This is a genomic window from Streptomyces sp. NBC_01689 (assembly GCF_036250675.1).
Taxonomy (GTDB): Bacteria; Actinomycetota; Actinomycetes; order Streptomycetales; family Streptomycetaceae; genus Streptomyces.
Map to the genome: position 1 here is coordinate 6,206,749 of NZ_CP109592.1, position 13,054 is coordinate 6,219,802.

A 13,054-nucleotide genomic window follows, 5' to 3' on the forward strand; every position below is an offset into this window, starting at 1 on the left:
GGACACGACCGGCCCCCGCGCGCGGTACGGCCCCGCGCGGTAGGGCCATCGTGTGTCCCGGGTGACCTCTCGGCCCGGCCACCGCATCGAGCGGTGGCCGGGCCGAGCCGTCGCGGGACCGGCCCGGCTACCAGATCGCCTCGACCCACTCCGGGTGGTCGATGAACGGGTTGCGGTTGTGCTGGTAGGTGTCGTAGATGACCTGGTTGCGCTTCTCCTCGAAGGCGCTCGGCGGGTCCTGCTCGTTCCACTGCTTCAGCACGGAGAGCTTGCCGATGTAGGGGGCGCTGCCGTTGTTGACCTTCTCGTCCGGCTCCAGGTCGGCGAACCCGTCGCCGCCGTCGTAGCGCACGGCCATGTAGAGGATCATGCGGGCCACGTCGCCCTTGTCGGTGTCGCGCGGCTCGAACGAGTCGGAGTCCACCTTGCTGCCGCCGCCGTTGGTGACCGCGCTGCCGCCGTTGTCGAAGTCCAGGTTTCCGCGGACGCCGTTGACCTGGACGTCCGCGGGGCGCAGGTGGTGCAGGTCGGTGCCGGGGCCGGTCACCTCGCCGAAGTCGCCGTGCGACTTGGCCCAGGTGTGCTCACGGTTCCAGTCGCCGACGTCGCCGCCGTTGAGGGACTTGCTGCGGGAGACGCCGCTGTACAGCAGGATCACGTTGTTGCTGTTGTTCGGGTCCTGGTCGGTGACCTTCAGCGCGTTCCAGACCGCGGCGTACGAGATCTTGCTCTGGCTGCTGATGATCGTGTGCAGCGAGGACTTCAGGCTCGTGCCGGTCTTGCCGACCGCGTTCTTGTAGTACGTGCTGTCGTACGAGGTGTTCGTGGCGCTCGCGGGAGACGCGGTGACCGTCGGCAGGGTGAGGCCCACCAGGACGGCGGAGGTCGTCAGCGCCAGCGTCTTCCAGCGGTGCGTGTGCGTTGTCGCGGGCATCGTGGGGAGTCCGTTCTACGCGTGTTGACGGAGCAGGCAACCGGAGCCTGACATGGACATGCGATGCGGGCAATGAACGGGCGGTGTCGGTTCCGTGTCGGTATCCGGCAGGCCGCGTTCCGGGGCGCGCGGCGGGCGGGCCGGGCGGCACCGGGGGTCCTGGAAGGGGTCGACGTCAGGCGGTGCGGGAGCGGTCGGCCGGGTGTGACGGCCGCTCGGCGCCCCGCGAACGCGCGTACAACTTTCGGTCACCTCTGCGAGTCATGACAGTCGGGTGCGCCGCAGGCGTGCCCGTACTGGTCGAAGGAGATGGGGAACCTCCATGACTCACCGGATATCCCGGCGCGCCCGAGTGCTCGCGGCGAGCCTCGGCGCCGGGGTGATCGTGCCGTTCGCGGCGGCCGCGACGCCGGCCTCCGCCGCCGCGGCGCCGCAGGTCAGCTGCACGTCCGCGAAGGCGGGCCTGGCGGCCAAGCTGCAGACGGACATCACCGCGGCCCTGCGGAACCGGGCCGGCACCGTCGCCGTCGGGCTCTACGACCGGACGACGAAGACCACGTGCACGCTGCGCGCGACCTCCGCCTACGACTCCGCCAGCGTGGTCAAGGTCACCGTGCTGGCGACGCTGCTGTGGGACGCGAAGAAGCACAACCGGTACCTGACCACGCGTGAGACGACGCTCGCCACCGCCATGATCACCAAGTCGGACAACGCCGCGACCACCTCGCTGTGGAACCAGCTCGGCGTGACCAAGGTGAAAGGTTTCCTCGCCGCGGCGGGGATGACCGAGACCAAGCCGGGTGCGAACGGCTACTGGGGTCTCACCCAGATCACCGTGCGCGACGAGCAGAAGCTCCTCGCGCTGCTCACCGCGAAGAACTCGGTGCTCAGCGACAACTCCCGCGCGTACGAGCTGAAGCTGATGGGCAAGGTCATCTCCTCGCAGCGCTGGGGCACCCCGGCCGGAGCGCCCTCCTCGGTCGCCGTGCACGTCAAGAACGGCTGGCTGTCGCGCTCCACGCACGGCTGGCGCGTGCACAGTGTCGGCACCTTCGACGGCGCCGGTCACGACTACATGATCAGCGTGCTCACCCACGGGAACAGCACCATGAGCTACGGCGTCAGCACGATCCAGGGCGTGGCCAAGGCGATCCACAAGGACCTGGTGCCGGCCACCTCCAGGAGCGGCGCGAGCACGCTGCGGTACGTGCCCACCGCCACCCCGCAGGAAGCGGTCGTGCCCGCGCCCGCGAACTGACGGCGCCGAGGGCAGGCCTTCACCAGAGGCCCCCGGGCCGAACAGCCCCGGCCGATCAGCCCGTCGACCGCGAAGGCATCGGGGATTCACCACCACCCGCACCGGGCCGGCCGTTCTGGCCAGGACCGGGGGCGGCCGCCTCGGCTCGTACCAGGAGCGGCCGCCTCGGCGCGTGGCCGTGGCCGACCGCTTCGGCGCCGGGCCGCTTCGGTCCTGGCCGGGGACGGTCTCCAGGGTCCGCACCCGGGACGGTGACCGGCTCGGTGTCCGGGTCCGCACCCGGGACGGGACCCTGCTCCACGGCCGTCTCGGGCCGTGTGCGGGCCCGCCGTCCCGGGCCGTGGTCACCGTGAACCCGCCCCCGGGAACGGCCGCCCGGCCCGCGCCCCCATGACCCGGGGGTCACCCCGTCCCGGGTCCCGGGGATCACCCGTCCGTACTCGCCGCGCGTGCGACTGCCACGGACGGTGAGGGGAGAATTGTTGCGGAGGGATGAAATCCGCTCCGCCCGGCGTTGGTCCCTTCCGGCGGAGTGAGATCTACGGAAGGCACCGGCGTGGCAGGTCAGCGGGGATGGGCACGGCGACTCGCCGGGTACGCGTGGCGGTACCCGAAGGACGTGCTGCTCGCGCTCGGGTCCGCGCTCGGCGGCATGGCGGTGCTCGCGGTGGTCCCGCTGATCACGAAGGTGATCATCGACGACGTGGTCGGGAACCACACCCGGTCCATGGGTCCCTGGGCGGGCGCGCTGGTAGCTGCGGCCGTCGTCGTGTACGTCCTCACCTACATCCGCCGCTACTACGGCGGCCGTCTCGCCCTCGACGTCCAGCACGACCTGCGGACCGAGATGTACGACACGATCACCCGGCTCGACGGACGCCGGCAGGACGAGCTGTCCACCGGACAGGTGGTCGGCCGCGCCACCAGCGACCTCCAGCTGATCCAGGGCCTGCTCTTCATGCTCCCGATGACCATCGGGAACGTGCTCCTCTTCCTGATCTCCCTCGGGATCATGGCCTGGCTCTCCCTGCCGCTCACCCTGGTCGCCCTGGCCGTGGCCCCCGCCCTGTGGGTCGTCGCCAAGCGCAGCCGCTCCCGGCTGCACCCCGCGACCTGGTACGCGCAGGCCCAGGCCGCCGCCGTGGCGGGCGTCGTCGACGGCGCCGTCAGCGGCGTCCGGGTGGTCAAGGGCTTCGGACAGGAGGAGCAGGAGACCGGGAAGCTCCGGGAGGTCGGCCGGCGGCTCTTCGCCGGACGGATGCGCACCATCCGGTTCAACGCCCGGTACACCCCAGCCCTCCAGGCCGTGCCCGCCCTCGGCCAGGTCGCGATGCTCGCGCTGGGCGGCTGGCTCGCCGTACGGGGACAGATCACGCTCGGTACGTTCGTCGCGTTCTCCTCGTACCTCTCCCAGCTCGTCGGACCCGTGCGGATGCTCGCGGTGGTCCTCACCGTCGGGCAGCAGGCCCGGGCCGGCGCCGAACGCGTGCTCGAACTGATCGACACCGAGCCGGTCATCCAGGACGGCACCAAGACCCTCCCGGCCGACGCGCCCGCGACCGTCGAGTTCGACGACGTCTCCTTCGCGTACGAGGGCACCTCGAAGACGCATCCGGTGCTGAACGGACTGAGCTTCGAGATCCGGCCCGGCGAGACCCTCGCCGTCGTCGGCTCCTCGGGGTCGGGCAAGTCGACGGTGTCGCTGCTGATGCCCCGCTTCTACGACGTCACGCACGGCGCCGTCCTCGTCGGCGGCCACGACGTCCGCGAGCTCACCCTGGAGTCGCTGCGCGCCGCGATCGGCCTGGTCCCCGAGGACTCGTTCCTCTTCTCCGACACCATCCGCGCCAACATCGCCTACGGCCGCCCCGACGCCTCCCAGGAGGAGATCGAGCGGGCCGCCCTGGCGGCGCAGGCCGACCGCTTCATCTCCGAACTGCCCGAGGGCTACGACACCAAGGTCGGCGAACACGGCCTCACGCTCTCCGGCGGCCAGCGCCAGCGCGTCGCCCTCGCCCGCGCCATCCTCACCGACCCGCGCCTGCTCGTCCTCGACGACGCCACCTCCGCCGTGGACGCCCGTGTCGAGCACGAGATCCACGAGGCGCTGAAGCAGGTCATGGAGGGCCGCACGACCCTGCTGATCGCGCACCGCCGCTCCACCCTCAACCTCGCCGACCGCATCGCCGTGCTCGACGGCGGTCGGCTCGCCGACATCGGCACCCACGAGGAGCTCCAGGACCGCTCCCCGCTGTACCGCAGGCTCCTCACCGACCCGGACGAGCTGGGCGGGGTCTCCCCGGGACACGCCCAGCCCGTGACCGCCGCGGAGGACACCTCGGTACGGGAGGAACTGGACGCCGAGTTCGACGCCGAGCGCGGCGTCACCCCGCGGCTGTGGACCGGTGACCGCGAGCCCCGGGACAACGCGCTGGCGGGCATGCCGGCCACGCCCGAACTGCTCGCCCAGGTCGAGGCGCTGCCCCCGGCCACCGACACCCCGGCCGTCGACGAGGCCCGCGCGGTCACGCCCGAGGAGTCGTACGGGCTGCGCCGGCTGCTGCGCGGCTTCGGGCTCCCGCTCCTGGTGAGCCTCGGCCTGGTCGCCGTCGACGCCGGCATGAGCCTGCTGCTGCCCGTGCTGATCCGGCACGGCATCGACCAGGGCGTCTCCCGGATGGCCCTCGGCGCGGTCTGGGCCGCGGCGGCCCTGGCGCTGGTCACCGTGCTCGTCCAGTGGTCGGCGCAGATCGGCGAGACGCGGATGACGGGACGGACCGGCGAGCGGGTCCTGTACACGCTCCGTCTGAAGATCTTCGCGCAGCTCCAGCGCCTCGGACTCGACTACTACGAGCGGGAGCTGACCGGGCGGATCATGACCCGGATGACGACCGACGTCGACGCGCTGTCGACCTTCCTGCAGACCGGCCTGGTCACCGCGTTCGTCTCCGTCGTCACCTTCTTCGGGATCATGGGCGCGCTGCTGGTCATCGACGTCCAGCTGGCGCTGGTCGTGTTCGTGACCCTGCCGCCGCTGGTCGTCGGCACGTTCTTCTTCCGCCGGGCGAGCGTGAAGGCGTACGAACTGGCCCGCGAGCGCGTCTCGGCGGTCAACGCCGACCTCCAGGAGTCGGTGTCGGGGCTGCTGATCCTCCAGGCCTTCCGTCGTGAGCGCTCGGGCCGCCGGAGGTTCGCCGAGGGCAGTGCCGACTACCGCGCGGCACGCATCCGCGGACAGTGGCTGATCTCCGTCTACTTCCCCTTCGTGCAGCTGCTGTCGTCGGTCGCGGCGGCCGCGGTGCTGATGGTGGGCGCGCACCGGGTCGACGCCGGGACGCTGACGACCGGCGCGCTGGTCGCCTACCTCCTCTACATCGACCTGTTCTTCGCGCCCGTGCAGCAGCTCTCCCAGGTCTTCGACGGCTACCAGCAGGCGACGGTGTCGCTGGGCCGCATCCAGGAGCTGCTCCAGGAGCGGACGTCGACACAGGCCGCCGCCGAGCCGCAGGAGGTGCTCTCCCTGCGCGGCGACATCGCGTTCGAGGACGTCGGCTTCGCGTACGGCGACGACGAGGAGGCGCTCAGCGAGGTCTCCCTGACCATCCCGGCCGGGCAGACCGTCGCCTTCGTCGGCGAGACCGGGGCGGGCAAGTCGACGCTGGTGAAGCTGGTCGCCCGCTTCTACGACCCGACGGGCGGGCGGGTCACCGTCGACGGCACCGACCTGCGCGACCTCGACATCACCTCGTACCGGCACCGGCTCGGGGTGGTCCCGCAGGAGGCGTATCTCTTCCAGGGGACGGTGCGCGACGCCATCGCCTACGGCCGGCCCGGCGCGACCGACGCGCAGGTGGAGGCCGCCGCCCGCGCGGTCGGCGCGCACGACATGATCGCCACGCTGGACGGCGGCTACCTCCACGAGGTCGCCGAGCGCGGCCGGAACCTCTCCGCGGGCCAGCGCCAGCTGATCGCGCTGGCCCGCGCCGAACTCGTCGACCCGGACGTGCTGCTTCTCGACGAGGCCACCGCCGCGCTCGACCTCGCCACCGAGAACCTGGTCAACCAGGCCACCGACCGGCTCGCCGGCCGCCGTACGACCCTGGTCGTCGCCCACCGGCTGACCACGGCCGCCCGGGCGGACCGGGTCGTGGTCATGGACCACGGCCGGGTCGCGGAGGACGGCACGCACGATGAACTGCTGCTGCTCGACGGCCGGTACGCGGCGCTGTGGCGGACCTTCGTGGGGGCGCCGGGGCCGGAGGAGCCGGTCGGCTCCACCGCCTGACGCCCGCCCGTTCAGCCCTTCGGCCCGATGCCGGAGATCTTCTTCGTGGCCAGGTCGGACCGGACGGTCAGATAGGTGTACGTCGGGTGCTGGCGGGAGCCCCAGGTCAGCCGGACGGTCGACCAGGTGTGGCCCGCACCGCTGTCGCCGGCCGTCACCTTCCAGGCACGCGGCACGTCCTGGGCGCGCAGGACGCCGTCGGCGTGCTCACGGCTCTCCCACCCGGCGAGCCGGGTGCGCAGGTCCGGGGTCAGGTAGAACGCGCGCAGCTGGGAGCCGAGACGGCCGGAGCCCTGGTCGGTCACGGCGTCGATGTAGGCGCCGTAGAAGTCGGCGACCCGCTCGTACGCCGGACCGGCGGTACCGCTTCGCGCGGGCGGGGGAGCCGGCGAACGCGGGGACCGAGGCGCCGGCCGCGGCCAGGACGGCGGCGCAGGCGAACGCACCGACGGCGGCGCGGGAACGGGACATACGGGACCGGGGCGGGCGGGAACGGGACGTGCGGGACATCGGGTACCACCTTTCGCTTTCCTGACCAGAGGACACCGGGTGAAGGGGCGCGGTTGCCCCGAAGGACGAGAAGGCGCGGAAAAGGACCCGTCCGGCGCAAGGGACGAAGGCGCCGAGGGCGGGCTGCCGGAGGCGCGCAACCATCCGACACATGTTCTGCGTCCGTACACCAGTACGCTCAATGGTCGGGGAGGGGCGATTGTGGACAGTGGTGCGATCCGTCGGCGCCTGGCGCTGGGCCTGGCCGTGCTGACCGCCTCCGGGCTGCTCGCGTTGGTGTGCCCGGGGAGTGCGCAGGCCGCCTCGTACTGCTCGGGACGCAAGGTGCGCACGGTCTCCTTCACGACCGGCTCCGTGCAGCTCTACCGGAACGGCGGCTACGTCTGCGCCGTGACCGTCCCCAAGAAGCAGCAGGCGCGGAAGCGGCAGATGTCGGTCAGTGTGCAGGCGCGCGGCAACCGGCCGGTGGTCGACGCGGGCCGCTTCGCGTACCACGCGGGCCCGGTCACCGTCCACGCCGGCCACCGCTGCGTCCGTATCCGGGGCTCGGTCGGCTCGGGCTCGGTCAGCTCGGGCTGGATCCTGTGCTGAGGCGGTCGGTCCCGGCCGGAGTTCCGGCGATTCCCGGCTGAATCACAGCGAAGTCACAGGGATCACTCAAGTCCCCCTGGTGTCAACTCAGTTGCTCCGCTAGGTTCCGGCGGACATCTGTGTAACTCCAGGGGAGGGTGCATGCGCAAGGCGCTCAGATGGCTGCTGGCGCTCACGGTGCTCATAGGCACGCTGAGCACGGCCGGGGCGGCCACCGCCGCCCAGCCGGAGGCCACGGCCACCACCACCGGCACGACCTCGCAGGACATCAAGGACCGTCTCCTCGCGATACCGGGCATGAGCCTGATCGAGGAGAAGCCGTACACCGGCTACCGCTTCTTCGTCCTCGGCTACACCCAGCCGATCGACCACCGGCACCCGTCCCGGGGCACGTTCCAGCAGCGCATCACGGTGCTGCACAAGGACACCGCGCGCCCGACGGTCTTCTACACCGGCGGCTACAACGTCTCCACGACCCCGAGCCGCCGCGAACCGACCCAGATCGTGGACGGCAACCAGATCTCGATGGAGTACCGCTTCTTCACCCCGTCCCGGCCCGCTCCGGCCGACTGGTCCAAGCTCGACATCTGGCAGGCGGCCAGCGACCAGCACCGCATCTTCGAGGCCCTCAAGCCGATCTACGGCCGGAAGTGGATCTCGACGGGCGGCTCCAAGGGCGGCATGACCGCCACCTACTACGAGCGCTTCTACCCGCGCGACATGGACGGCGTGGTCGCCTACGTCGCCCCCAACGACGTGGTGAACGACGAGGACTCGGCGTACGACCGCTTCTTCCGCAACGTCGGCACCAAGGAGTGCCGCGACCGGCTGAACGCGGTGCAGCGCGAGGCGCTGGTGCGCCGCGAGCCGCTGGAGAAGAAGTACGCGCAGTACGCCGCCGACAACGGCTACACCTTCACCACGATCGGCAGCCTGGACAAGGCGTACGAGGCCGTCGTCCTCGACTACGTGTGGGGCTTCTGGCAGTACAGCCTGCTGGCGGACTGCGCGACGATCCCGGCCGACGCGGCGCACGCCACCGACGACGCGATCTGGGACTCCGTCGACACCATCTCCGGCTTCTCCGCCTACACCGACCAGGGCCTGGAGACCTACACGCCGTACTACTACCAGGCGGGCACGCAGCTCGGCGCGCCCACGATCCGCTTCCCGTACATCGAGAAGAAGCTGATCCGCTACGGCTACCAGCCGCCGCGGAACTTCGTGCCGCGCTCCATCCCGATGACGTTCCAGCGGTCGGCGATGCGGGACGTGGACACGTGGGTCGCGCACCACGCCCACCACATGCTCTACGTCTACGGCCAGAACGACCCGTGGGGGGCGGAGCGCTTCCGCCTCGGCAAGGGCGCCCGTGACGCGTACGTCTTCACGGCTCCCGGCCTCAACCACGGTGCCAACGTCGCCGGTCTCGTCCCCGACGAGAAGGCGCTGGCGACGGCCCGCATCCTGGACTGGGCCGGTGTCGCCCCCGCGGCCGTGCAGGCGGACCCCTCGGCGGCCCGCCCGCTGGCCCGGTTCGACGCCGGGCTCGACCGGCGCGACGTCGAACGCGAGCCGGCGCTGCGTCCGTAGCCGCGGCCGCGCCCGCCCGCCGGTCACCGCGGGCGGGCGCAGCCGACCGGTCGGGCGCCGCCCAGCTGGACGTACAGGGCCGTGGCGGGCGGGCACACGGAGCGGTCGGTGACCGCCTCGGCCACCACGTACTCCGGGGGCTCGGCACCCCGGCCGTCGCAGGCGGTCTCGCGGACCTGGCCGCCGCCCGCGCGGTAGACGCAGTCGCCGACGACCGTGCGGGGACCTCCGCCGCCGCCCGGGTCGCCTGGGTGCGGGGGAGCCAGCCCGCGCATGCAGGCGTAACCCTGTGGGGCCGGGCTGCCGCCGCCGTCCGCGGCGGCCCGGGCCGCGTCGATGTGCAGGACGAAGTCCGTGGCCGGCGGGCACAGCGGCCCGTCGGCGACCCTGCCGTCGTGGCGGGCGAGGACGCGGGCGGCGGCCCGGTCACCGGCGCAGGGCACCTCGGCGACACGGCTCGTCCCGGCGGAACCGCACTCGCCGACCGCGAGGAACACCGCACCCCGGCCGGAGGGCCCGGCGGTCGTCGGTGCCGGGCGGGGCGCGGCATCCGCGGGCTCCGGCCCGTGGCCGCAGCCGGTGAGCACGGCCAGGGCCAGCGCGCAGACCGCCCCGGCGCACCGCCGTCCCACCGAGCCAGCTCGCATGTCTTTCCCCCCGATGCCCCTGCCCAGCGTGACCCGCGGTGGCGGGCACACGCCGGACATTCGGGATGCTTTGCGTCTGCCGGGGGTGGTGCGTCCGGCCCGGTGCGCAGGGCTAGTACGTCATTCCGTACCCGATCGGATACAGCACCTGGGCGGGGTCGTCCGCCCGCTGCACCGCGACCGGGAGCCTGCCGCGCGGCGCGGCCCGGCCGGCGATCACCCGTGCGGCGGCCCGCAGTTCGACGTCCGTCCAGGAGTACGCCGCCAAGTGGGCGTCGGCGGTGGGGAGATGGGCGACGTCGTACGGGTTGCGGACGGCGATCACGACGACCGGGACGCCGGTGGCGGCCAGCCGGTCGACGAGCGTCCGCTGGGAACTCGCCGCGGTGACGTTGTACGTCGCGACGACCACGGCGTCCGCTCCGGCGGCGGCCGCGACCGCCCCGTCGACGGCGGCCCCGGTCGGTGCCGTCCCCGTGGACAGTGCCGTCGCCGTGAATCCCAGCGCGGTCAGGGCCGCCGCGAGGACGGTGGTCGGCGGACCGTCGGTGCCGGTGGGCGAGGCCGGATCGGCGCCGACGACGAGCACGCGCCGGTGCGTACGGCGGGAGAGCGGCAGCAGGCCCCGCTTGTTGACCAGCAGGGTCGTGGTGCGTTCGGCGATCCGGTCGGCCGCCCTGAGGTGGGCGGCGGTGCCGACGGCCCGGTCGACACCGGTGTCGCCGACGTAGGGGTCGTCGAGCAGTCCGAGCTTCGCCTTGAGCCGCAGGACGCGCAGGATCGACTCGTCGAGACGGGCCTCGGTCAGCTCGCCGCCGCGCACCGCGTCGAGCACGGCGTGCCAGGCGACGTCGATGGACGGCGGGTTGAGGAGCTGGTCGACGCCGGCCTTCAGGGCCAGTACGGGGACACGGTCGTCGCCGTACTTCGTCCGTACGCCCTCCATGCCGAGCGAGTCCGTCACCACCACGCCGTCGTAGCCGAGTTCCTCGCGCAGGATGCCGGTGAGGATCGGGCGGGAGAGCGTGGCCGGGTCACCGGCCGGGTCGAGCGCCGGGACCATGATGTGGGCGGTCATGATCGAGTCGATACCGGCCCGGATCGCGGCCCGGAACGGCACGGCGTCGAGGTCCGACCACAGCTGACGGCTGTGCGTGATGACCGGGAAGCCGAAGTGGCTGTCCACGGCGGTGTCGCCGTGGCCAGGGAAGTGCTTGGACGTGGCGGCCACGCCCGCGCCGCGGTACCCCTCCACCTCGGCCGTCACCAGCCGGGCCACCGCCCGGGGGTCGGCACCGAAGGAGCGGACGCCGATGACCGGGTTGGCCGGGTTGACGTTCACGTCGGCGACCGGGGAGTAGTCCTGCCGGATGCCGAGCGCGCGCAGTTCGGTGCCGCTGAGCCGCCCGACCGTGCGGGCGTCCTCCCGCGAGCCGCCCGCACCCAGCGCCATCGCGCCCGGGAACAGCGTGGCGGGCTTGCCGACCCTGGCCACTATGCCGTGCTCCTGGTCGGTGGAGATCAGCACGGGCAGCCCGCGTGGCTGGGCCAGCGAGACCCGCTGGATGCCGTTGGACAGAGCCGCGATCTGGTGCGGGTCACGGGTGTTGTGGGCCCAGGTGAAGTAGATGATGCCGCCGACGCGGTAACGGGCGATCAGTTCGGCGGCCGTCCTGACGCCGAGTTCCGTGAGGTTGGCGTCGATGTCGGCCTGGTCGGGGGCGGTGGCCGAGTGGCCGTACACCCGCATCACGAAGAGCTGGCCGACCTTCTCCTCCAGCGTCATGCGGGAGATCAGGGCGCGGAGTGACGTGTCGTCATGGTGGCCCCCGGCGGCCCCGGCGGGGGCCGTGTTCAGGGCGAGAGCGGCGGTGGTCGCGGCGGTGGCGGCGAGAACCGTACGTCTGGACGGTGATGCGGTGCTTCCCGTGCTGGAGTCGCGCACGAGCGCTCCTTCCTTCGTGAAGGAAACTTCCGAGAGTCACGAATATCCGGGAAGTTTCTTCCAGTCAAGGGTGTGCACAGGAGCCGCACAGGGCCGTCACCGGCGCGGTCGGAAGCGGGGAGACCGTCGGACGCCGTCACCGGTGCGCCCCTTCACGTCGTGGGACGAGGAAGGCGGGCGAGGGCCGGGAGGGCGCCGCCGGGTCCGGCGGGTCGGGGCCGGGTCGCCGGAATCCGGCCGACGGGCCCCCGGCGCACAGGGGTCTCCGTACGGGACCGCCGGTCCGGGATCAGCGACTCGGGAGGGCGGGGCGGGGCACCCGGCGCGATTCACGGCGCGGCTCGGTGCGCCCGGCACCGCTCACGGCGTGTCGTGCCGGGACGCCGAGGGCCAGTGCGACCGCAGGGCGGCGACCGTCTCCGCGATGGCCGGCCGCCGTGCCGCGCCGGTGCGCCACAGCGCGTACAACCGCCGTACGGGCATCGGGTCGAGCGGCACCTCCACCACCCCTTCGGGAAGCGCGCCACGCCCGAGCCGGGGGATCAGCGCGACGCCGAGCCCGGCCGCGACCAGGGCGACGAGGGTCGGGTTCTCGTCCGCCTGATGGACGATGTCCGGCTCGCAGCCCGCCGCGCGCAGCGTGCGCACCAGCCAGTCGTGGCACACCCGGCCGGGCGGCTGGCAGATCCACCGCTCACCGGCCAACTCCTCCCGCCGCACGGACGTCCGCCCGGCGAGCGGATGCCCGGCGGGCACCAGGAGGTCGCAGAGGTCGTCCCCGATCACCGCCTGCTCCACGCCCGGCGGAGCGGGGAGCGGCGCGATGTCCCAGTCGTGCGCCACGGCCACGTCGACGGCGCCCTTGGCGACCAGGTCCACGGAGAGATGCGGGTCGACCTCGGTGAGCCGGGTGTCGAGGGCGGGATGCCGGACGGCCAGGTCGGCCAGGACGGCGGGCAGCAGCCCGCGGGCCGCGCTGGCGAACGCGGCGAGGTCCAGCCGCCCCGCGGGAACCCCGCGCCGCTCCTCCAGTTCGGTCTCGGCACGCTCCACGATGGCCATCAACTGCTGCGCGGTGGAGGCCAGTCGAAGGGCCTGCTCGGTGAGCCGCACACCGCGGCCACGCCGTTCGAGCAACACGGTCCTGGTCTCCCGCTCCAGTTTGGCGATCTGCTGGGACACCGCGGAGGGCGTGTACCCGAGCGCCGCCGCGGCGGCGCCGACCGTGCCGTGGACGGAGACGGCGTGCAGGGCGCGCAGCCGCTGGAGGTCGAGCACGACCCACCCCTTT

General features: G+C 72.6%; 9 protein-coding genes. 4 read left to right on the forward strand and 5 right to left on the reverse strand.

Going from position 1 to position 13,054, the window contains the following annotated elements:
• Window positions 1-127 precede the first annotated feature (127 nt).
• On the reverse strand, window positions 128-934 hold the full coding sequence (locus OG776_RS26475; protein ID WP_329322638.1) for an endonuclease I family protein: 807 nt from the start codon (window positions 932-934) through the stop codon (window positions 128-130).
• Between the two features lie 322 nt (window positions 935-1,256).
• Here OG776_RS26475 and OG776_RS26480 point away from each other — a divergent pair, with 322 nt between their 5' ends.
• Together OG776_RS26480 and OG776_RS26485 are read left to right on the forward strand one after the other, a co-directional pair.
• Window positions 1,257-2,192, forward strand: coding sequence for a serine hydrolase (locus OG776_RS26480; protein ID WP_329322639.1), 936 nt, complete (start codon window positions 1,257-1,259; stop codon window positions 2,190-2,192).
• Between the two features lie 556 nt (window positions 2,193-2,748).
• Window positions 2,749-6,477 (forward strand): ABC transporter ATP-binding protein, encoded by a 3,729-nt coding sequence (locus tag OG776_RS26485; RefSeq protein ID WP_148008508.1) that lies wholly within the window; start codon window positions 2,749-2,751, stop codon window positions 6,475-6,477.
• A gap of 11 nt (window positions 6,478-6,488) precedes the next feature.
• On the opposite strand, the gene OG776_RS26490 is transcribed toward OG776_RS26485, so the two are convergent.
• A complete protein-coding gene (locus OG776_RS26490; protein ID WP_329322640.1) occupies window positions 6,489-6,782 on the reverse strand; it encodes a hypothetical protein in 294 nt (97 codons plus the stop codon).
• Between the two features lie 406 nt (window positions 6,783-7,188).
• Between OG776_RS26490 and OG776_RS26495 the strand changes: the two genes are divergently transcribed.
• Together OG776_RS26495 and OG776_RS26500 are read left to right on the forward strand one after the other, a co-directional pair.
• Window positions 7,189-7,578, forward strand: a complete 390-nt coding sequence (locus tag OG776_RS26495; protein ID WP_148008507.1) for a hypothetical protein — start codon at window positions 7,189-7,191, stop codon at window positions 7,576-7,578.
• 141 nt (window positions 7,579-7,719) lie between these two features.
• Entirely contained in the window at window positions 7,720-9,171 is a 1,452-nt protein-coding gene (locus tag OG776_RS26500; protein ID WP_148008506.1) for a S28 family serine protease, read from the forward strand.
• A gap of 23 nt (window positions 9,172-9,194) precedes the next feature.
• On the opposite strand, the gene OG776_RS26505 is transcribed toward OG776_RS26500, so the two are convergent.
• The 3 genes from OG776_RS26505 to OG776_RS26515 form a co-directional block, all read right to left on the reverse strand.
• On the reverse strand, window positions 9,195-9,818 hold the full coding sequence (locus OG776_RS26505) for a hypothetical protein (RefSeq protein ID WP_329322641.1): 624 nt from the start codon (window positions 9,816-9,818) through the stop codon (window positions 9,195-9,197).
• 112 nt (window positions 9,819-9,930) lie between these two features.
• Window positions 9,931-11,763 (reverse strand): glycoside hydrolase family 3 protein, encoded by a 1,833-nt coding sequence (locus OG776_RS26510; protein ID WP_148008504.1) that lies wholly within the window; start codon window positions 11,761-11,763, stop codon window positions 9,931-9,933.
• A 360-nt stretch (window positions 11,764-12,123) separates the two neighbouring features.
• Window positions 12,124-13,041: a LysR family transcriptional regulator gene (locus tag OG776_RS26515; RefSeq protein WP_329322642.1), complete on the reverse strand. Its 918-nt coding sequence runs from the start codon at window positions 13,039-13,041 to the stop codon at window positions 12,124-12,126.
• Between the last annotated feature and the right edge of the window lie 13 nt (window positions 13,042-13,054).